Raw genomic sequence first — 19,055 nt, forward strand, 5'->3', positions numbered from 1 at the left:
AGCCATCCTTGAGATACCACCCTTCGCACTCTTGATGTCTAACCGCGGCCCGTTATCCGGGTCCGGGACCCTGCGTGGTGGGTAGTTTGACTGGGGCGGTCGCCTCCCAAAGAGTAACGGAGGCGCGCGAAGGTTGGCTCAGAGCGGTCGGAAATCGCTCGTCGAGTGCAATGGCAGAAGCCAGCCTGACTGCAAGACTGACAAGTCGAGCAGAGACGAAAGTCGGCCATAGTGATCCGGTGGTCCCGAGTGGAAGGGCCATCGCTCAACGGATAAAAGGTACGCTGGGGATAACAGGCTGATGATGCCCAAGAGTCCATATCGACGGCATCGTTTGGCACCTCGATGTCGGCTCATCTCATCCTGGGGCTGGAGCAGGTCCCAAGGGTATGGCTGTTCGCCATTTAAAGAGGTACGTGAGCTGGGTTTAGAACGTCGTGAGACAGTTCGGTCCCTATCTGCCGTGGGTGTAGGATACTTGAGAGGAGTTGCCCCTAGTACGAGAGGACCGGGGTGAACGTTCCACTGGTGGACCAGTTATCGTGCCAACGGTAGTGCTGGGTAGCTATGAACGGACAGGATAAACGCTGAAGGCATCTAAGCGTGAAGCCCCCCTCAAAACAAGGTATCCCTTGAGAGCCGTGGAAGACCACCACGTCGATAGGCCGGAGATGTAAGCGCAGCAATGCGTTCAGTTGACCGGTACTAATCGCTCGATAGGCTTGATTTGATCCGGAAGAAGACAGACCAGCTTGTCAAGGACAAGCAGCCCGCCTTCTTCCAAAAGCATCCTTGGACAATGTCTTCCCGATCCCGAAGCGGCGAAAGCCCGAAGGGAAGCGGAAACGCCGATTTCGCTCCTTTTCCGGTCTGGTGGCTTTAGCACGAGCAAAACACCCGATCCCATCCCGAACTCGGCCGTTAAGTGCCGTCGCGCCAATGGTACTGCGTCAAAAGACGTGGGAGAGTAGGTCACCGCCAGACCTGAAAAGAAGCGAAAATCTCTCGGAACGAAAAAGCACCGCAAACCACGCGATGCAAATGGCGCGGGGTAGAGCAGCCCGGTAGCTCGTCAGGCTCATAACCTGAAGGTCGCAGGTTCAAATCCTGCCCCCGCAACCATCTCAAATTGCGATCCATCATCGCGCACACCAGCCGCCCCACCCGGGCGGCTGGTGTGCGTCCGCAATTTGTGATTTGAGCAGGTCCCCGCAACCATCTCAGATTGCACACCGCCCGCCCCATCGGCGGGCTTTTTGCGTTCCAGAGCAATCGTCAGAATGCCAGCGAGGTCACCGTGGACCTCGATCTGAAGCCCACCACCCTGCGGGTCAGGCGTCAGCACGATCTCCTTCACCAGCGAACGCAGAACGTCGGTTGCGCCCATCCGCCTTGCCTCGGAATCCTCCTGTAGTGCCGCATAGAGCTCCTCGACCTGGGCACGGTAGTGATGCGCCATGTTCGGGTGGAGCAGGGGAGGAGGCTCGTCGACTTCGGCGAGTTGCACCTGCAACTGCTTTTGCCGGGCCTCCAGATCCTTCATCTGCTTCATCATCCGGGTGGGTGCATCATCGGTGTCAGAGGCGAGGATAAGCTTCATCAGCTTGTCGAGTTCCCGGTCGATCTTCTTGATTTCCGCCTCTGCGGCATCGATCGAGGCGCGGCCTTCCATTCGCAGCCGGTTCATCTCGCGGGTGAATTCCTCGCAGAACTCCTTGAACAGTTCGGGCTGCATCAGGTTGTGGCGCAGCGCGTTCAGCACGCGCGCCTCCAGTGCATCCCGCCGAATGTTCACGTTGTTCTGGCAGGTGCCTTTGTTCCGCCTTGTCGAGCAGCCGACCAGTTGCGAGGAGATCATCGAATAGCCACCACCGCAGCAGCCGCATTTGGTCAGGCCCGACAGAAGGTATTTGGGCCGCCGCCGGTCGCGGAAGTGGTTCTCGGCTTCCGTGCCGTCATCCCGCCGTTCGTGCTTGACCGTCTTCTGCCGCTCCTTGACCGCGTTCCAGAGGTCGTCCTCGACGATGCGCAGTTCCGGCGCGTCCTGGATCACCCATTCGGATTCCGGATTGGGCCGCGCCTGGCGCTTGCCGGTGTCGGGATCCTTGATGAAGCGCTGGCGGTTCCAGACCAGCTTGCCGACATACATCTCGTTGTTGAGGATGCCGTTGCCGCGCTTCTGGTTGCCGTTGATCGTGCTGAAGCCCCAGTCACCGCCTGATGGAGCAGGGATGCCCTCCTGGTTCAGGTCGACGGCGATCCGTTTGGCGGACTTCCCAGCGGCATAGTCGCGGAAGATGCGGCGGATGACTTCGGCCTGCACCGCGTTGATCGTCCGGTCGCCCCGGATCGGCTCGCCATTGCCATCGAGCTTTTTCACCACGTCATAGCCGTAGGCATTGCCGCCGCCGGACTTGCCAGCCTCGATGCGGCCGCGTTGCCCGCGGCGGGTCTTGTCAGCCAGATCCTTGAGGAACAGGGCATTCATCGTCCCCTTGAGCCCAACATGCAACTCGCTGATCTCGCCCTCCGACAGGGTGAACATCTTCACATCGGCATAGCGCATGCGCTTGTAGATCCCGGCGATGTCCTCCTGATCCCGACTGATCCGGTCCAGCGCCTCGGCCAGCACCATGTCGAAGCGACCGCGCGCGGAATCCATGACCAATGCCTGGAGGCCGGGACGCTGGATCATGCTGGAGCCGGAGATGGAATGGTCGGAATATTCCTCGACCACCGTCCAACCTTCCTTGTCGGCCCGCAAGCGGCACATGCGGAACTGGTCGGCGATGGACGCTTCACGCTGCAGGTCAGACGAGTAACGGGCGTAGATGGCAACCTTCATGACCGGCCCTCCACAGGGTTCAGAAGCGTGACGCGGGGTGATCCTGCAACTGCTGCTCGTAGACGCCGCGCGCTGCCCGGCGGGCAAGGAGCCGAACCAGCGCGAGCATCCGTGGATCGAGACCGTCGCCCGAAGCCGCAAGCGTCAGTTCGGACTTGCCGAACTCCACCTCCGTCTTGCGTCCGATGTCGGGTTGCCTTGCCATGACCATGCTGATCCCAATGATCCGGCACCAAGACTACGCAGAAATTCCAAATGGTTACAGGGAAGCGCCCGGTGGTGCTCGGCGGGAAATAGGCGGCTAGATCGGGCATTGGCGTAGTCCTGAGCAGCATGGCGTCGCATAAATACTGGTGCGACGATGTGCGAATTTTCGGCTCGCCGGGATGAATGAGCACCCACTCGCACAGCGCGGCGCTCCAGCCATGTCCTGACGATAGTCTAGCGCGATTGCGCTGTCCGCTGCAACATCCGTGGAGCACACCGCTTCGGGGCCACCAGTGAACATCCGTTCGCTTGTCTTGCTCAGAGTTCGGGGAAACGCGTGCTTCCAAGATCAGTCTCAAGGACAGGCTCATCCCACCTGCCTGTCGGAACCAACCAGCGGTCGACGAAAGCCTGAAACTCGGGCTCCTCGATGCGCAACTGGAACGTATAGAGCCGATTGACCACCTGCCGCATCAGATCGCGCATTTCGTCTTCGTCGATTCGCGACACCTCCGTCCATGGGATGCGGTTGCCCTCGGCATCGACGACGAAGACATCGGTGAAGTCCCCGGACTTCGTTCGCGGCCCCCGTCCGGCATGGATGTTCTCCAACATCGTGTTGCGGACACAAATCATGGCCATAGCCTTGGCGAGCTTCGCCGCTGCACGTTCTTCGTCCTTCCGCCTCATCCGTCCCTCCTGATCGCCCCTCAAAGGCCCGGAAGCCGAGGCTGAGTTGCCGGATGGTCTGAGCGGCGCCTTGACTATCCGAATATCCGTTTCGCGCCCTCAATTCGGTCGAAACGTTCGTATGATGTTACATCGGGTTTCGGCAACCAGAAGCTCGAAGTCGCTTCGAAACGGATCTCTCCCTTCCGGACCGCCACCTTGTGAGACAGCAAGCTCGAAACCCGCCGGATCGAGCCAACGCGTCTCTCCTTCCGTCTGCACGGGAATGACAGCATAGCGGTGTCGGCGGCCATCCGTGCCAGTTAGATCGGTATCGAACGACACCTGTGCCGTCGCCGGGGCATCCGGTTTCGGCAAGCTGGCTTGCCACTGCAGGAAAAGCTGTGGGTCGATGAGATTGTCTGCCTCGTCAGCGACCAACTGATTATCAAGCCATGTCTCGAACTCTGTGCGGCGCGCTGCGGCCACTTCCCGGGTTTGCGCGAGGCCCTGTGATAGACAGAAAGCGACAAAGGGATCATGCGTACCCCAGCGGAGGAGTTCTCGCGCCCAGAATCCGAACCAAGGTAATCCCGTTGTCTCTTTCCAAGTCGCCAAATTCGGCGTCGCGGTTGCATCGGGCGCCCCGTCCGACCACGCCTGCGCCACCACGGCGCCAATCGCGACTCCCAGGCGAAACTCGAGATTATCGGCGACGAAGCGCTGCCAAGAGCGCAGGTTCTGCGCGTCCGGCCCAGCGGCGCCCGGTTCGTTCATCCACCAGCCGAGCACGTCGGGCCAGCGTTCAAGCAGGGCTTCATCACCTTGCGTCGCCCGGATACGAAACCCAAACCCACGATCGGCTTCGAGAAGATTTCCGATTACCTCGAAGACGTCGATGCGTGCGGTGGCGTCCATCGCCCCATAGCCAACAGCCGCCGCAATAAGCGCGCGGATCTTCTCCGCGATCGGTTCAAATCGGCGCCCTACCACCGGCGGGAATCCATATTGATAGAGGCGTCGCCGCTCAGCCGGATCGGGGTACAACTGCGTGACGATGCCCGTCCCCCGCTTGATGAAGGCGGCTTCAAGCCATGCCTCCTGCGCGGCGGCCACAACGGTAAAGGTCCTAGCCCAAAGCGCCTTCAGCTCCATTTCCGCCCGCGCCGCGTCCATCGGCGCGCCGGTCGTGCGTTCGCTTTCCGCAAGCGCCGTCAGCAACACGCTGTCGAGTTCGTCCATTGCATCCGCCAGTCGGGGTTGCGGACGGGCTGCGCCAGTTCCCACGTCCGGGCTGACCGTGGCCGGCGCAGTTCTTTCCAGCCAATCCATGAAGACATCAGGCTGAACACCGAGAAGCTGGTTCGCTCGCAGCCAAATGTGTTCGAGCAGGAGCGCCAACGGACTCGGCACCGCATCAGCATCTTGCTCTTCCACAATGAGCGACCGCCGCAGCATTTCGTAGTCCTCGAGCAACTCGTGCCGCTGCCGATCCTGCACATTACGCTGCCCCGCGGCGGTCGCCGAAATCCGCGTTGGCAGGGCAATCAATGTCATGCCCTCGATTCCTTTGGCTGCGCCAGGCCGGCCCGCCCGGCCCGCGAGGTTGCGAAATTCGGCTGTCGTCAGCGGTGCGACGATCGGCGCTTCCGCGACAGGGTTCCAGGATCGCCGCTTAAGCGACGTCAGAAAGATTAAATCGAACGGGAGATTCACCCCTTCCGTCAACGTGGCGGTTGCCACCGTGATCGGGCAAATCCTCCGGTCGATCATCTCGACCATGAGGCGACGGAGCCGCTGCGGCATTTGGCCGTGACTTGTCGCTATGCCACGGTCGAGAAGGAACAGCTCGAACGAATCCGCGCCGCAATAATCGAGGCAGGCGGCCCGCGCTTCTGCGAAGCGGACGCCGAGATAGCCCTCAGGCGCCGCGAACGCATTGATTCCCTGCCAGGCACCGTGCTCCATCGCCTCCTTGAACCAGCGCATGGTTTGCTCCGGTTCCTGGGCTACCGAGATCAAAATGCGCTGATCCTCCTGAGCGAAGTGCAACGCTGTCCACAGAACGGACAGGCAGTTGAATCGGTTGAGGCTGTTTCGCCATTGCGCGGGAAGCATCGGCATTGGCGCGATCCGCAACGGCAGATAGACTGGGGCCTCTTCGTTTCGGAGGTACAGGGGCCGCCCGTTCATCAGGTCGAGCAGAATCTGGCCGGAACTGCCCGGTGCCGTCTCGAGAATGCCAACGACCTGTCGTGTGCTGCGATACCGCACGCCCACGGCTTCGGCATCGGCGCGCCCCTCGATCCAGCGTGCGACCGGTTGCGACGCACCGCCTGCAACAGCAGTCAGCGCGATGCGGGTGACATCGGGGCGTTGGGCGAGAATCCGGGAGACGAGATTTTCCAAGCGGATCGACCGATTGCTATGATCTGAAAAGCTCACAGCGGTGACTTCCGTCGCTTCCGGTACGACTTGGTGCGCCTCGTCGATGATCAAGAGGACGAGCCGCGCGATGAGCAATGGCCCCAGATATCGCAGCAGGGCGTCCGCTTTTTCCACCGTGACGATCAGCACCACAGGCTCTTGGCTCGTAAGCCAATAGTCCGTGATGCCCCAGTCAGCGCCGCCATAGAGCCCCGTGACGATCACATCTCCACGCAGCTCTGCCGCCAGCTTGGCCTCCACTTCGCCAGCCAGCGCGCGGGACGGCACGATGTAGAGCGCAATCGGCCCGAGGGCATCATGGCGCTCGCGCAGGAGCAATTCCTTAATCAGCGCCAAGTTCGCAACAAGGGTTTTGCCAGACCCGGTCGGCGTGCAGAGTGCGAAATTGGAGTCGCGCAGCAAACGGTCCAGCCCATGGAGCTGCGACGTCCATAGCACACCGCGACCGCGGCTATATTGGTCCCGCCCGTAGGCAAGCAAGCGGTTCGTGCGATCGGGCCGAATGCCCGCCAGTGCCCGGAGCGGCTTATAGATCGTAGCGTCCGCATAGCGGTCAGCGACTTGGCGCATGAGGCTGATGACAAGCGCCGCATCGTGGCTAAAAAGTCGGTTCGCCAGGTCATCGAGCGCGTGCAGCTTCGTCATGGCCGTGGCGAGCCGATCTTCATCACCCCGGCGGAGGCTGTCACTGATCAAACCAAGGCAGCGCACAAGCTCGATGGTTGCCGCCCAAGTGAGACCGGGGCCGCCATCCTCGTCCGCCAACGCCCTCAGGATCGCCTGATTGCCGTCCGCGCCGGTCAGTTCCGCATTTTCCGCCCAGAACCACGCCGCATGCCGAACGACTGCGTCGAAGTTAGCCTGAAGAAACGCCGCGTAGAGCTGCACACCGTCAAACTCGGACTGCACCTGATTGAGCAGGCCAGCGGCCATCGCCGGAAGGCCGCCAAGCTGATAGGCTGCCGCCGACAACAGCTCGATCGGTACAACCGTCCGGACGTTGTCGTCCGCCCGCGAAAGCCACTCCAAGATCTCCCCGACGCGACGATAGCAATCGATCGCGCGAGTCGATGAAACACCTTCGATTGTTCGGAAGATATGGGCCGCGTGCAAAAGCCGACGACTGTCATCGAGCTGCCGCGCTGAAGCACGATCACTCCAGGCGATTGTCGGCACCTGCCACGTCGTCTGCAGGCATCGCACATAGGCGCGGGCTTGCGGCCGGGTCAGTTCGTTCTCGATCGCAAGTGCGACGCGAACCTGATGCGCCAAGGCTAGGCGCTCGCTATCCCGCTCAGCCATCAGGTATCGCTCCAAAGCGAATCATACAGCGCGTCGATCAAGGTATCCCCCTTCGTCAGGATTACCTCAACGACCTGGAGATCGCGCGCCGCCTTATAATCGGCGGGCTTATTCTCCCAATCGAGCACGCTCTCGGCGTTGCCACGATTTGCCGCACCATTGCCCGCGATGACGATAAGATCGGTGCGGGGCGGTGGCGGCCCCAATTCCAGCACGGCGCGATCAATCGATAAGATTGCCGCCGCATAGCTGTCTGGATCGCACTGTTCGAGCAGGAACTGGAGCTGGCGCAGCCCATGAGGGATCGGTGTATCACGATTGACCTCAAACCAGATTCCTCGCCCCGTATGCTCCAGTTCTTGCGTTTCTTTATTCCGCACCTTGGGACCATACATGAGTGCGGCCACGGTCGAGTCATTAAGGGTTTTTCGCCACTTCGCTTCGCCGGCGATCACCCGGACCACTTCACCGACATCGTCGAGGGCAATCCCAACGAAGTCGGATCCGTGCCTTCCGTAGATTTCACGGATCCGATTGGGATCGAATTTCAGTGCCCAGAGAAACTTCTCTACGTCGTCATGCTCTCGAAAGAGGAAGATCGGGACGCTCCATGCATGGCCACCTACATAATGTTCCTGATAGGCTTCGGTCACGAGACCAGCCAAAACCTCGCCGAACAGTCCGCGCTTTGCCTTTCTCGGCAGGCTAGTCGGGTAGGTTATATCCGTCGTTCCCGCTGCATCGGGGTGCAGGTTGATCCCAACCTTCTTGTGGAAGTGTTCACGTGCGTCGAGGTGTGCAGATTCGAAATAGGGACGGAGGGCATCGAGCAGCGATTTCGCCGCTTCGCCCTGTTGCTCAAGGAGCAGATGACCGTAATTGCCGTCACGAATAGAGTCGTAAGCCTTTAACCACAGCGCCAACGCTTCCTTTGGCGGAGGACAGGTGTGCATGCCTAAGCCTGCCCTTCAGCCGTTTCTGACGCCAAAGCCTCCGGCTGATCGTCACTATCTTCGTCGGTGCCTTCGACGATGACGCCTTCTAAAAATTGGCTGTGCTTTTCCTGTAGATACTTGATCGCGGTGCTCTCGTCGGCGGAATGCTGCAAGTGCTCTTGGAAGAACTGAAGTCGAGCCCGATTTTCCTCGATGAGCTCGCCCCACGTCTTGATTCCGACGATATGTCGCGGCCCTCGCGCGATCAGGCGGCGCTCGCGATCCGGACCACTTTCGATCTCATGCTTCGCAAAGTCGTCATAGGCGTTGGAGACCAGCCAGAAGTGCCAGCGCACACCGTCAACGGTCGAGAACCGTTCGTCTGATGTGATGGCGATCGCATATTTTTTTGCTTGCGTGATCTCGTCAGCACCGATCTTCACCTTCGGCGCCTTGAGCTCGACGATCATGTGCTCGATATCGTTGGCGCGATGCCGTCGCGTCGAGCGCGAGAACATTAGGTCAATGATGCCGCGCGCCTTGCCGATCACTTTCACCGGCTCATCAATCGCAATGTTTGGATCGAGATGGTCGCGATGCTTCTCGAGGACGCGGCGAAGATCCTTGTCACTCACCCACAGGTTATATTCTTCGCCGAACACCCAGGTGTTTTCGGCGAGGATTTTGTGAAGCTGGGCGCGCTCCTTCAAGCGACCTTTGGTTTCAGGATCGAAGACGATCGACTCTAGCGCGGATATGAATTTCAGCCTATCGGCGACGGTCTTGGCGGCAGTAATGATCGCGGACAGCGTCGTTTCCTGAAGCAGGCTTGCAAGTTCCTTCTGCTTGCGTGCCGGAAGGTCCAGCACCTCCTTTAGGATGAGCTGCAACTCCTCCGGTCCGCGCTCGATGGCGTTGCGCAACATACGAAGGTGCAGCGCTTTCGCCTTTGCCGAGCTGATGCCAAGATCGGGCGCGAGTTCCTGAACCTGAACCGCGACGATATCGAAAACCTGGCGCTCTACCTTTTCGACTGCGTTTTGGGGCGCACCGCGATAGGGATAAACGTCCTCGGCAATCCACTCATCGACTAGAGATCGAGCCTTTTCCGCCGATTTTTCTCGGAAATAGTCCTTGATCGAGGTGCGCGCATTTTCGACGGCAGCGCTCAACAAGGGATCCATCTCCGAGAGCGCAACACGTTCTTCGTTGTGCAATTCGTCAACGTAGCTCGATTTCAGATAGGCAGAGAAAGAGAATCCAGGGATATGGAAGCGCGTCTCGACCTGATCGAAGGGAAATCCGGTTGCGGAGCAGAGATACAGGACGCGCCGAGCATCTGTCCGCCATTCGATAACCTCGAGCTCGACATCGTGAAGTGTGCCGTCATCCTTCTCGATCGGCGGCAGTGACGTTTTGTGATGGCTGGCGATCACCTTCTCGGGGTCCAGCTTCTGGCCGGCGACTAAGATCGACACACTCCGATAGTTCATCAGGTAGAGCGCGAAAATCTCGTTGAGGTCTTGAAGGCCGTCTTCGCTCTCAAAGGTTCTAAAGTCACGCCGGAGGTCGTTGATTTCGACGATGACGCCCGTGGAGCGTTCGGGCGCTAGCACTTCCTCGCTAATAATGACGTCGGTGAGATTGGCTTCCAGGAGCCGGACCTCGAACGCCTTTCGTCCGGACGGCTCATCGTAGCAAACCTTCCAGGTGAAGGACTGCCCGAGAGCAAATGCCTTGTAACGGCCGCGCCCTTCCTGGCCGTGGATCATGCGGTGATTCCGCTTTGTCTGTCGGATGTGGCGCTTCCAAGAGCCGCCTAGATTTCCGAACAGAGCACGGGCATCACTGCGGGAGAATCCGTCACCATTGTCGTAGACGATGATTTTCGACATCCCGCCTGCGAGATCGTCGTGTCCGAACTCGACCGACACCTCCGTGGCATCTCCGTCAAGGCTGTTCCACAACAACTCCGCAAGAGCAGGCACCGGCTTTGCCTTGGTCTGCCGCGCAACGAAATCATCTCTTACCGCAACGGATACGTGCTCCTCGCCAGCCATCTCATCCCTCCCGGCCCTTAGACGGGCCATTTTCATACCGACTGCGCCGGTTGGCGCTGTTCAGCGTTCGCTGTTGTATTTCAGAGGCCGCTGGCCGGCATGATGATCTGCGTGTCAGTTCAAGATCTCTTTCGCAAGTTGTAGAGCTCATTTGAACAATGCTTCAATATCCGCCAGTGGCCGGAACAACTTCATCGGCTGGTCCGGAAACGGCAGGAAGCTCTCGCGCTCGTAGAAGCGCTTCGCACCTTCGTCCTTGGCGTCCACGATCACCGCGAAGGATGCGATCTCGCTGCGCAGGGTGCGATAGAGCGCATCCGCGAGAAGGAACCGGCCGTAGCCTTTGCCCTGGTAGCGCCGGTCGACCGCAAGGCGCCCCAGCAAGGTCGCCGGGATCAACGGGTAGCGCGGCAGCTTGCGGATGATCGCCTCCGGCAGTTCGGGAAGCCGCACCGCAGTCGCCGAGAGCGTATAGTATCCGGCGATGCCGCCGTCCTGCAGCACAAGGACGAAGGACGCCGCCATCTTCTTTCTGGCGTCCTGTCCGGCCTGTGTCCGGAAGTAACGATCAAGCGGCTCTACGCCGCTTTCGAACCCCAACCGATCATGTTGCGGGCCGAGAGGTTCGACCCGCAGGATGTCGTCTGCTTCTCCCACGCGTCAGACGCCTGTTCTCTCGCGATAGCGTCGAACGGTGTCACGCAGTCGCGCGTTGACCGGCTGCGGCTCGATCAGGGCCTGGACGAATGCCTGGCCGTCCCGCAGCGAAAGCTCGAGATGCTGATGTTCCTCGATGGCCCGACGTGCCGCGTCCTGGACGCTGGTCAGGACGAAATCCGTCACGCTGCGCCCCTGCAAGGCGGCGGCATGTTCGATCAGACGCTTCTGGTCGGCCGTCACGCGTGTCTCGAGGCGTTCACCCCGGACACGGCCGGTCGTTGACCTCTTTGCTGCTTCAGCCATTTTTTCGATCTCCAATCTTCCGGAGATATGTACGGCCAATGGCCGGAAGAATCAAGATGCCGGTCAGCCAGAGAACAGGACGAGCCGCCGGGCAGAATTGCGAAGCGGCCAGGCAGAATTCGCTGATCGGCTCGTCGTCGCGTCGGTGGAGGGGGAAGGCCTTCCCCCTGGCCGGCACTGCGTTGCCAGCGCACCCCCTTCTGCGGGGGAGCCCCCCCGCAACGCCCCCCTTAGAGTGAGAGTGCGGACGGGGTTTGCCGTGACGGGTTGAGGGCTGGAGAGCGGGTCTCCGGCGCCCGTCGCGGAGAACCGCGATGTCGAGACATGACCGCACCCGAGGCTCCCACTCCGACCGGACCAGCCTCTATGACGAGATCACCGGCAGGATCATCGCCGAGCTCGAGGCCGGGCGCTTCCCTTGGGTCCAGCCCTGGGGTAGGGCTACGGCAGTTGCCCCTCTCGGCCTGCCGCAGAACGCCAGCACGGGTCGCAGCTACAGCGGCATCAACATCCTGATCCTCTGGGGCGCGGTGGTCCAGCATGGCTATCCCGGTCAGGGCTGGCTCACCTTCCGCCAGGCGCAGTCGCTCGGTGGCTCTGTCCGCAAGGGCGAGCGCGGCACCACCGTGGTCTATGCCGACCGCTTCACGCCAGAAGACGAGAAGCGCCGTGCGCGGGAGGCGGGCGAGGAGCCGGGGAAGATCGCCTTCCTGAAGCGCTTCACCGTGTTCAACACCGCGCAATGCGATGGCCTGCCCGAGGATATTGTCGTTGCCACGCCGCCCCCGCCGCCCGGCCTGATCGAGCCGAGGGTCGAGACGCTGATCAAGGCGACCGGCATCGACTTCCGCATCGGTGGGGATCGCGCCTACTACGTTCCAACCCTCGACCATGTCGTCGTGCCACCTCCACAGGCCTATTTCGAGCCGATCAACTGGCACCGGACGGCCCTGCACGAGCTGGGTCATGCCACCGGCCATGCGTCCCGTCTGGCCCGCGATTTCTCGGGAAGCTTCGGCACGAAGAAATACGCCTTCGAGGAGTTGATCGCCGAGATCAGCGCCGCGTTCTGCTGCGCCTCGCTCGGCATCGTGCCGACCGTGCGTCATACCGACTATATCGCCTCCTGGCTGGAGGTGCTGCGCGAGGACAACCGCGCGATCGTGCGTGCCGCCTCGCAGGCCAGCAAGGCGGCCGACTGGATCCTGTCCTTCCTTCCGGAGGACGAGGCCTCGGACAGCGACGCGGTCGCCGCGGACAGGAGGGTGGCATGATCCTCCTCACATCTGATCTCCGCGACAAGTTGCTGGCCAATGGCCGGCAGCGTGATGTCGACCACGCGCCGGTGGTGAAGTTCTTCAACCCCTTCGGCACCGGCACCTGGCTGGCGACCGAACTGGACGGGGATGGCGACATCCTCTTCGGCCTGGCCGATCTCGGCTATCCCGAACTTGGCAGCTTCTCGCTGGAGGACCTATCCTCGCTGCGGTTGCCCTTCGGGCTGGGGATCGAGCGCGACATCCATTTCTCCAGTGAAATCCCGATCTCGCTCTGGGCGGAGGCGGCACGGGAGACCGGCAGCATCCGGGCCGCCGAGCGGATCATCCACGGGGTCGAACAATGGCAATGGCTAGGCAGGTGAGGCGCTTCCGGCGCTGCCCCCCATGCCGCTGCGATGGCGCTGCCTTCTGAGAGTCAGAGGGCGGTGCTTCGCTTCGTGACGGATTTGGGTTCGAGAGAGTGGCTCTCGGCGTCCGTCGCGGAGAGACGAACATGGCGACTGCCGTTCAGAAGATCACCCTCGCGAGTTCGCGCGACATTCCCTTCAACAAGCTGGCGTTGAGCCAGTCCAACGTCCGCCGGGTCAAGGCCGGCATCTCGGTCGAGGAACTGGCCGAGTCCATCGCCCGGCGCGGGCTGATCCAGTCCCTGCATGTCCGGCCCATCATCGGCGACGACGGCACCGAGACCGGCATGTTCGAGGTGCCCGCCGGCGGCCGCCGTTTCCGGGCGCTGGAACTGCTGGTCAGGCAGAAACGGCTGGCCAAGACCGCGCCGGTGCCCTGCGTCGTCTCGGAGGCCGGCGCCGATATCCTGATCGACGAGGTATCGCTGGCCGAGAATATCGAGCGCGCGCCGCTGCATCCGCTCGACCAGTTCCGCGCCTTCCTCGCGCTGCGCGAGAAGGGCATGACCGAAGAGGCCATCGCCGCGGCCTTCTTTGTTGACGTCAAGGTGGTCAGGCAGCGCCTGCGCCTGGCCTCGGTCTCGCCCGCGCTGCACGAGACCTACGCCGAAGACGGCATGACGCTGGAACAGCTCATGGCCTTCACCGTGACCGAGGACCATGCTCGGCAGGAACAGGTCTGGGAAGCGATTAGGGACAACTGGGCGCAGGAGCCCTGGCAGATCCGCCGCATGTTGACCGAGACCACCGTTCCGGCCTCGGACAAGCGCGCGGCTTTCGTCGGCATCGAGGCCTATGAGGCCGCGGGCGGCTATATCCTGCGCGATCTCTTCCAGCAGGACGAAGGCGGCTGGCTGCAGGATCCGGTCCTGCTCGACCGTCTGGTCGGCGAGAAGCTGAAGGCTGAGGCCGAGGCCATCGCCGCCGAGGGCTGGAAATGGATCGAGGTCGCGGTCAGCTTCCCCTATGGCCATGACCACGGGCTGCGGGAACTGGTCGGCACGCCGGTCGATCTGACCGAGGAGGAACAGGCCGCCTGCGAGGCGCTGCGCGAGGAATACGACCAGTTGGAAGCCGAATATGCCGGGGATGACGACCTGCCCGACGAGGTCGATCAGCGGCTGGGGGAGATCGAGGAGGCGCTGGCGGCATTCGAGGACCGGCCGGTAATCTACGATCCGGCCGAGATCGCCCGCGCCGGAGTGTTCATCTGCATCGACGGCGACGGCTCGGCGATGATCGAACGCGGTTTCGTCCGGCCCGAGGACGAGGCGCCTGCCGATCCCGAGGGCGAAGACGGTGACGGTGCGGGCGGCGCCGTCCCGGATGGCGCGGAGCCGGGCAGCCATCAACGTGCCGTCATCACCATCGGCGGCGAGCCGTCCGATCCCGAGGAGGAAGACGACGAGACCGATGCCATCAAGCCGCTGCCCGAGCGGCTGGTCATCGAACTGACCGCGCATCGGACCCTAGCACTGTGCGATGCGCTTGCTTCCAATCCCCGCATCGCCATGACCGCGCTGCTGCACAAGCTGGTGCTCGATTGCTTCGGCCCGCCCGTCTCCGGCTGCGCACTCCAGGCCCGGGTGCATGACGTGCATCTGCCGGTGCAGTCCCCGGAACTCGGCGACAGCCCCTCGGCTCAGGCCATCGACGAGCGTCACGAGGCCTGGAAGCGCGACATCCCGCTCGGGCAGGACGACGACCGGCTCTGGGACTGGCTCGACCAGCTCGACCAGGCCAGCCGCCATGCACTGCTCGCCCATTGCGTCAGCTTCGGGGTCAACGCGCTCTACGAGCGGCCCAACCCCTACAGCGGCAACGGGGTAAGCCAGCAGGGACTGGACCGGCGCATGCACGAGGCCGATCGGCTGGCCCAAGCCACCGGCCTCGATCTGGTCGAGGCGGGCTGGAAGCCGACGGTGGGCAACTATCTCGGCCGCGTCACCAAGACGCGGATCATCGAGGCGGTGCGCGAGGGCGCCGGCGATCATGCCGCGGAACTGATCGGGCATCTGAAGAAGGGCGACATGGCCAAGGAGGCCGAACGCCTGCTGGCCGACAGCGGCTGGCTGCCCGAACCGCTGCGCGGACCCGTGGACGCAGAGGCCAAGGACGACGCGTTCGGACAGGACGATGACGGCGTGGCACTGCCCGCCTTCCTTGCCGGCGACGACGATGACGATGACGAAACCGCTTCGGCGGACGATGAAGCCACCCAAACCGTCGCAGCCGAGTGACGCGCCCCTGCGAGGCGGTCCCGATCGCCTCTCATTCCATTCCTTCCACTCCAGGGCCTGGCACCCCGCCGGGCCGTTTTCGTTTCAGGAGACAGATCATGTCCGCTTCCCTCATCTATGATGTCGTGCCCCTGGGCAGCGTCGTGGAATATTCCGACGACACGCCCCGACCCCCGGATCGCTTCAGGAGGAAGCTCTCGGCCTGGCAGAACACCAACGGCTCGGGGCGCCTCGTCGAAAAACAGCCCGGGCAGGTGCGACCCAACTACAAGTTCCCGCCGACCTTCACCCTGCACATCGCAGATTACGGCGGTCGGGGAGTCATCGTTCTCACCGTTCGACGTACCTTTGGCACCGACACCGGCCTGCGCTTCCGCGTCGCCGAGCGCCCGGAAGCCGGTCAGGCTCGCGTCGTCCAGAACATCGGCGACGGCATCGAGATGCTGCATCTCGCCGAAAACAGGGAGGCCGCCGAAGCCTGGTTGGCCAGCAAGACCGGATACAGCCGCGCCCATATCGAGGAGATCACGGCGCAGGAAGCTGGCTCGGCCGAGGGCCGCGTGGCCTGACCGATCCGCTTATCACCCTTCCCCTGGCCCGCTGTCGCAGGACGGCGGGCCTCTTTCGTTTCAGGAGAGATAACAATGCGGACCGACACCAAACCCGTCCCCAGCCCGTCCAGGCCGCAGACCGTTCACGTCGCAATCTACGAGCATCGCCATGGAACCGATGTGCGGATCTTCCTCGACATAGAGCAAGCCTTGAACTGGCGCACAGCCCTCGCACGGGAATGGTGGGACAATGAAATCGATGACGACCCATCGCCTGACGTCGAAATCGGTGAGCAGTATTTCGAGCATATGCTGGAACATGGCGACGAGTTCTTCTCGATCCAGACCTGCGCTCTCGAAACCCACGCAGAGGCTCCCGCCGATCCAGCCGTTCCGGCTTCATGCAGCCAGGACGGAGGTGCAGCATGATGACCGTCGATGAAATCTTCGCCGACGACCGCCGCAATCCCCCATCGGAGCGGTCGCTGCCTTGGGAAGAAACGCGCGATGGCATTACCGTTGTGGTGGAACCGAAGCCGCATTGGGCCAAGGACATGCGCGCCTTCCGGCTCGATGTCCGCGAATATTGCCGCTATGCGGATTGGACCGCCCATGGCGCGCGGACGCGGTTCTACGGTCATATCGACACCTCCGGCGACGATGTGATGATGCAGGCCCGCGTGATGATCGCCCGCGAGATCGCGGATGGGCTCTGGAACTGAACGGCAGGCACCTTGCACATGGGCACCGGGCCTTTTCCCGACAATCACCGCCGATTGCCGCTTGCGTGCCGGTTCGCATTGCGATCTTGCCCCGCATCGGAAAGAACCGCCGGCAATCATGCCGATTTCGCTCCTTCAAGATGAAGGCCGTTCGCCATGCTCAGCCATATCGTCGTTTCCGTCCTGCTCTGCACGGCATCCTGCGAATCCGCCGAGATCCGTGTCTGGGACGGGGATTCCATCCGGCTCGGCACGACACGGCAATCCGAGGCCGTCCGGATCTTCAATATCGACGCCCCCGAGATCGAGGGGCAATGCGCGTATGAATCCGGCCTCGCGCTGCAATCGAAGTTCAGGCTGGCCGAGCTTTTGAAAGGGCGGCGGGTCGAAATCCTGCGCCAAGGCACCGACCGCTATGGCCGGACCCTGGCGGCGATCCGCGTCGAGGGCCGGGATGTCGGAGATATTCTCGTCAGCGAAGGATTGGCCCGAACCTGGGCGGGACGCCGGGAACCGTGGTGCTGATCCACCCCAATACAGGAGAGTGAGAGGGCGGGCCGGTTGGCCGTGACGGGTTGCAGGCGGAAGAGAGGCTTCCGCCGCCCGTCGTGGAGCAACCCCCATGACTCTTTCCCACCAGCCCGGCTTTACCGCCATCGGCGCCATCATCACGCGCGAGGTGCTGCCTCAGCTTCGCCATGCGCAGAAGCTGCCGCTTCGTCTCTCCTGCATCGGCACGGCAAGTTACGAGGGCCTCGACGACGCCGATGAATTCGACCGCATGGTTGTCATTGGCCAATCCGCATCCGCCGAGGAAGCCATGAACCTCGCCAGCCGGCGCGTCGCGCGCGGTGACATTCGCGTCAGCACGGACGAGACGCTGCGCTTTCGCCCGCGCGTGATCACCATTCAGGACACCGATCTCGGCCTAGTTCTCGCCGGAGAGGTCCGGGCCGGAATCGTCCTCTGGCAGCAGCCCGTCGCCTCCGACGCGGAGGCCCGCCGCATCGTCACCGATGCCAGCCGCTTGCGCGGGCTGGCCTTCGCCGCCTCCGGCCGCGGCGATCACAGGGCGGCCCGCGATCATCGTTATCGCGCCAGCCTGCTCGAGGCGCGGCTGGTCGATCCCTATTGGCGCGAGACCGCCGCGGAACTTCTGCGTCTGCCGCAGGCCGCCTGACACCTTCTTCCACATCCTCGCCTGGCCCCGCGCCGGGCTTTCTCGTTTCAGGAGCCCGACATGGCCAACTATTTCACCCATTTCTCCTGCCTGCTCGACGTGGGCAGGCCGGAAAACGCCGCCCACGCGCTCGACCTCTACAACGCATTGTCGGAGGAAAACGCCGCCGAAGATCCTCCCTCGGAAGGATTCCTTCTGTCGATCCAGCCTGAGCATGGCGGCACCCAGCTCTGGATTCGTGATGACGAAACCGGCGATCCCGAGCATGTGATCCAGTTCGTCAAACGCTGCGCGTCGGCGTTCGGCCTGACCGGGCTATGGGGCTTCCAGTATGCCACGACATGCTCGCGAGCCTAGGTCGATGCCTTCAGAGGCGGCGCCCATGCCCTGGACCTTGCAACGGGTAAAACCGTGGACTGGATCGACAGCAGAAGTTGGCTGGAGATCGTCCTGGACGGAGGCGACCCCTATGCCTGAAGTCATCGAAACCACCGTGTATCGGCTCGCCGAGCTTTCCGACGAGGCGAAGGACAAGGCTCGTGCCTGGTATCGCGAGGGCGGCTTCGACTACGACTGGTATGATGCCGTCTATGAGGATTTCCAGCAGATCGCGCAGATCCTCGGCATCGACTTCAAGACCCGCACCGTCCGGCTCATGGGTGGCGGATCGCGACAGAAGCCCTGCATCTTCTTCTCGGGCTTCTGGTCGCAGGGCGATGGTGCCTGCTTCGAGGGCTACTATTCCTACCGGAAGAACGCCTCGGCCGAGATCCGGGCCTACGCGCCGCAGGATACCACGCTGCACGGCATCGCCGACGCCCTCCAGGTGGTGCAGCGGCGGAATTTCTACCAGCTTCGCGCCGAGGCCACCCATCGCGGTCGCTACCAACACGAATATTGCATGGCGATGTCCGTCACCCGCGACAGTCCGACCTGGCAAGACATGACCGCCGATGCCGAGGATATCGTCATCGAGGCGCTGCGCGACCTCGCCCGCTGGCTCTATCGCCAGCTTGAACGCGAATATGAATACCTGACCTCGGACGAGGCGGTCGACGAGACGATCACCGCCAACGAATACACCTTCACCGAAGCCGGACGCCGGTTCGGCTGATTTCGACAAGCGCCCCGCCTGACGGCCGGGCGCTTGCTTCATGCCAGCCGGCGCCACGGTTTCAGAGGGAGAGTGGGGCCGGAAGGGACTGGAGCCGGTGCGGTCGAGAGAGAGCGCTGCGCGGCTCGGTCC

17 protein-coding genes, 1 tRNA gene, 2 rRNA genes and 1 pseudogene (1 of these 21 only partly in view) are annotated in these 19,055 nt (G+C 62.4%); 13 read left to right on the plus strand and 8 right to left on the minus strand.

From position 1 onward, the window contains the following. The 3 genes from E3U25_RS10895 to E3U25_RS10905 all read left to right on the plus strand — a co-directional run. A 23S ribosomal RNA gene (locus tag E3U25_RS10895) occupies positions 1 to 730 on the plus strand (it extends 2,117 nt beyond the left edge of the window). 139 nt (positions 731 to 869) lie between these two features. Then, positions 870 to 984, plus strand: a 5S ribosomal RNA gene (gene rrf / locus E3U25_RS10900). 61 nt (positions 985 to 1,045) lie between these two features. Continuing rightward, a tRNA-Met gene (locus E3U25_RS10905) sits at positions 1,046 to 1,122 on the plus strand. On the opposite strand, the gene E3U25_RS10910 is transcribed toward E3U25_RS10905, so the two are convergent. The 8 genes from E3U25_RS10910 to E3U25_RS10945 form a co-directional block, all read right to left on the minus strand. Beyond that, a complete protein-coding gene (locus E3U25_RS10910) occupies positions 1,079 to 2,845 on the minus strand; it encodes a recombinase family protein (RefSeq protein WP_116223341.1) in 1,767 nt (588 codons plus the stop codon). The genes E3U25_RS10905 and E3U25_RS10910 overlap by 44 nt on opposite strands. 19 nt (positions 2,846 to 2,864) lie before the next feature. After that, positions 2,865 to 3,050: a hypothetical protein gene (locus E3U25_RS10915; RefSeq protein WP_147304548.1), complete on the minus strand. Its 186-nt coding sequence runs from the start codon at positions 3,048 to 3,050 to the stop codon at positions 2,865 to 2,867. Positions 3,051 to 3,370: 320 nt separating this feature from the next. Next, complete coding sequence (locus tag E3U25_RS10920; protein ID WP_116223304.1) at positions 3,371 to 3,742, minus strand: hypothetical protein; 372 nt, start codon at positions 3,740 to 3,742, stop codon at positions 3,371 to 3,373. Positions 3,743 to 3,841: 99 nt separating this feature from the next. Next, on the minus strand, positions 3,842 to 7,471 hold the full coding sequence (locus E3U25_RS10925; protein WP_116223305.1) for a DEAD/DEAH box helicase: 3,630 nt from the start codon (positions 7,469 to 7,471) through the stop codon (positions 3,842 to 3,844). Beyond that, positions 7,471 to 8,424 (minus strand): aminotransferase, encoded by a 954-nt coding sequence (locus tag E3U25_RS10930; RefSeq protein ID WP_116223306.1) that lies wholly within the window; start codon positions 8,422 to 8,424, stop codon positions 7,471 to 7,473. Before E3U25_RS10930 ends, E3U25_RS10925 begins: the two co-directional genes overlap by 1 nt. A gap of 2 nt (positions 8,425 to 8,426) precedes the next feature. Continuing rightward, the gene (locus E3U25_RS10935; RefSeq protein ID WP_116223342.1) at positions 8,427 to 10,466 is read right to left on the minus strand and encodes an ATP-binding protein; all 2,040 of its coding nucleotides are present in this window, start codon (positions 10,464 to 10,466) and stop codon (positions 8,427 to 8,429) included. Between the two features lie 147 nt (positions 10,467 to 10,613). After that, positions 10,614 to 11,123, minus strand: coding sequence for a GNAT family N-acetyltransferase (locus E3U25_RS10940; RefSeq protein ID WP_116223307.1), 510 nt, complete (start codon positions 11,121 to 11,123; stop codon positions 10,614 to 10,616). Between the two features lie 3 nt (positions 11,124 to 11,126). After that, positions 11,127 to 11,429 carry a type II toxin-antitoxin system TacA family antitoxin gene (locus E3U25_RS10945; protein ID WP_116223343.1) on the minus strand — a complete coding sequence of 101 codons (303 nt, stop codon included), beginning with the start codon at positions 11,427 to 11,429 and terminating at the stop codon, positions 11,127 to 11,129. 314 nt (positions 11,430 to 11,743) lie between these two features. Here E3U25_RS10945 and E3U25_RS10950 point away from each other — a divergent pair, with 314 nt between their 5' ends. The 10 genes and pseudogenes from E3U25_RS10950 (at position 11,744) to E3U25_RS10995 (ending at position 18,923) form a co-directional block, all read left to right on the plus strand. Then, on the plus strand, positions 11,744 to 12,703 hold the full coding sequence (locus tag E3U25_RS10950) for an ArdC family protein (protein WP_116223308.1): 960 nt from the start codon (positions 11,744 to 11,746) through the stop codon (positions 12,701 to 12,703). Next, complete coding sequence (locus tag E3U25_RS10955) at positions 12,700 to 13,071, plus strand: DUF2958 domain-containing protein (RefSeq protein WP_116223309.1); 372 nt, start codon at positions 12,700 to 12,702, stop codon at positions 13,069 to 13,071. The genes E3U25_RS10950 and E3U25_RS10955 overlap by 4 nt, the downstream gene beginning before the upstream one ends. 131 nt (positions 13,072 to 13,202) lie before the next feature. Further along, the gene (locus E3U25_RS10960; RefSeq protein WP_116223310.1) at positions 13,203 to 15,356 is read left to right on the plus strand and encodes a ParB/RepB/Spo0J family partition protein; all 2,154 of its coding nucleotides are present in this window, start codon (positions 13,203 to 13,205) and stop codon (positions 15,354 to 15,356) included. 98 nt (positions 15,357 to 15,454) lie between these two features. Further along, positions 15,455 to 15,925, plus strand: coding sequence for a hypothetical protein (locus E3U25_RS10965; protein ID WP_116223311.1), 471 nt, complete (start codon positions 15,455 to 15,457; stop codon positions 15,923 to 15,925). Positions 15,926 to 16,000: 75 nt separating this feature from the next. Further along, positions 16,001 to 16,336, plus strand: a complete 336-nt coding sequence (locus E3U25_RS10970) for a hypothetical protein (RefSeq protein ID WP_116223312.1) — start codon at positions 16,001 to 16,003, stop codon at positions 16,334 to 16,336. Continuing rightward, positions 16,333 to 16,629: a hypothetical protein gene (locus E3U25_RS10975; protein ID WP_208861670.1), complete on the plus strand. Its 297-nt coding sequence runs from the start codon at positions 16,333 to 16,335 to the stop codon at positions 16,627 to 16,629. Before E3U25_RS10970 ends, E3U25_RS10975 begins: the two co-directional genes overlap by 4 nt. 156 nt (positions 16,630 to 16,785) lie before the next feature. After that, entirely contained in the window at positions 16,786 to 17,154 is a 369-nt protein-coding gene (locus E3U25_RS10980; protein ID WP_116223314.1) for a thermonuclease family protein, read from the plus strand. A 97-nt stretch (positions 17,155 to 17,251) separates the two neighbouring features. After that, entirely contained in the window at positions 17,252 to 17,809 is a 558-nt protein-coding gene (locus tag E3U25_RS10985) for a hypothetical protein (protein WP_116223315.1), read from the plus strand. A gap of 60 nt (positions 17,810 to 17,869) precedes the next feature. After that, positions 17,870 to 18,286 (plus strand): annotated as a pseudogene (locus tag E3U25_RS10990) (hypothetical protein). After that, on the plus strand, positions 18,279 to 18,923 hold the full coding sequence (locus tag E3U25_RS10995; protein ID WP_116223316.1) for an antitoxin of toxin-antitoxin stability system: 645 nt from the start codon (positions 18,279 to 18,281) through the stop codon (positions 18,921 to 18,923). Before E3U25_RS10990 ends, E3U25_RS10995 begins: the two are co-directional and overlap by 8 nt. The last annotated feature ends 132 nt before the right edge of the window (positions 18,924 to 19,055 follow it).

The sequence above is a fragment of the Paracoccus versutus genome (assembly GCF_029909795.1).
Taxonomy (GTDB): domain Bacteria; phylum Pseudomonadota; class Alphaproteobacteria; order Rhodobacterales; family Rhodobacteraceae; genus Paracoccus; species Paracoccus versutus.

Coding starts and splice junctions, on each gene's coding strand:
- E3U25_RS10910 (WP_116223341.1), bottom strand. CDS start 2,845: ATGAAGGTTGCCATCTACGCCCGTTACTCGTCTGACCTGCAGCGTGAA.
- E3U25_RS10915 (WP_147304548.1), bottom strand. CDS start 3,050: ATGGCAAGGCAACCCGACATCGGACGCAAGACGGAGGTGGAGTTCGGC.
- E3U25_RS10920 (WP_116223304.1), bottom strand. CDS start 3,742: ATGAGGCGGAAGGACGAAGAACGTGCAGCGGCGAAGCTCGCCAAGGCT.
- E3U25_RS10925 (WP_116223305.1), bottom strand. CDS start 7,471: ATGGCTGAGCGGGATAGCGAGCGCCTAGCCTTGGCGCATCAGGTTCGC.
- E3U25_RS10930 (WP_116223306.1), bottom strand. CDS start 8,424: ATGCACACCTGTCCTCCGCCAAAGGAAGCGTTGGCGCTGTGGTTAAAG.
- E3U25_RS10935 (WP_116223342.1), bottom strand. CDS start 10,466: ATGGCTGGCGAGGAGCACGTATCCGTTGCGGTAAGAGATGATTTCGTT.
- E3U25_RS10945 (WP_116223343.1), bottom strand. CDS start 11,429: ATGGCTGAAGCAGCAAAGAGGTCAACGACCGGCCGTGTCCGGGGTGAA.
- E3U25_RS10950 (WP_116223308.1), top strand. CDS start 11,744: ATGTCGAGACATGACCGCACCCGAGGCTCCCACTCCGACCGGACCAGC.
- E3U25_RS10955 (WP_116223309.1), top strand. CDS start 12,700: ATGATCCTCCTCACATCTGATCTCCGCGACAAGTTGCTGGCCAATGGC.
- E3U25_RS10960 (WP_116223310.1), top strand. CDS start 13,203: ATGGCGACTGCCGTTCAGAAGATCACCCTCGCGAGTTCGCGCGACATT.
- E3U25_RS10965 (WP_116223311.1), top strand. CDS start 15,455: ATGTCCGCTTCCCTCATCTATGATGTCGTGCCCCTGGGCAGCGTCGTG.
- E3U25_RS10970 (WP_116223312.1), top strand. CDS start 16,001: ATGCGGACCGACACCAAACCCGTCCCCAGCCCGTCCAGGCCGCAGACC.
- E3U25_RS10975 (WP_208861670.1), top strand. CDS start 16,333: ATGATGACCGTCGATGAAATCTTCGCCGACGACCGCCGCAATCCCCCA.
- E3U25_RS10980 (WP_116223314.1), top strand. CDS start 16,786: ATGCTCAGCCATATCGTCGTTTCCGTCCTGCTCTGCACGGCATCCTGC.
- E3U25_RS10985 (WP_116223315.1), top strand. CDS start 17,252: ATGACTCTTTCCCACCAGCCCGGCTTTACCGCCATCGGCGCCATCATC.
- E3U25_RS10995 (WP_116223316.1), top strand. CDS start 18,279: ATGCCTGAAGTCATCGAAACCACCGTGTATCGGCTCGCCGAGCTTTCC.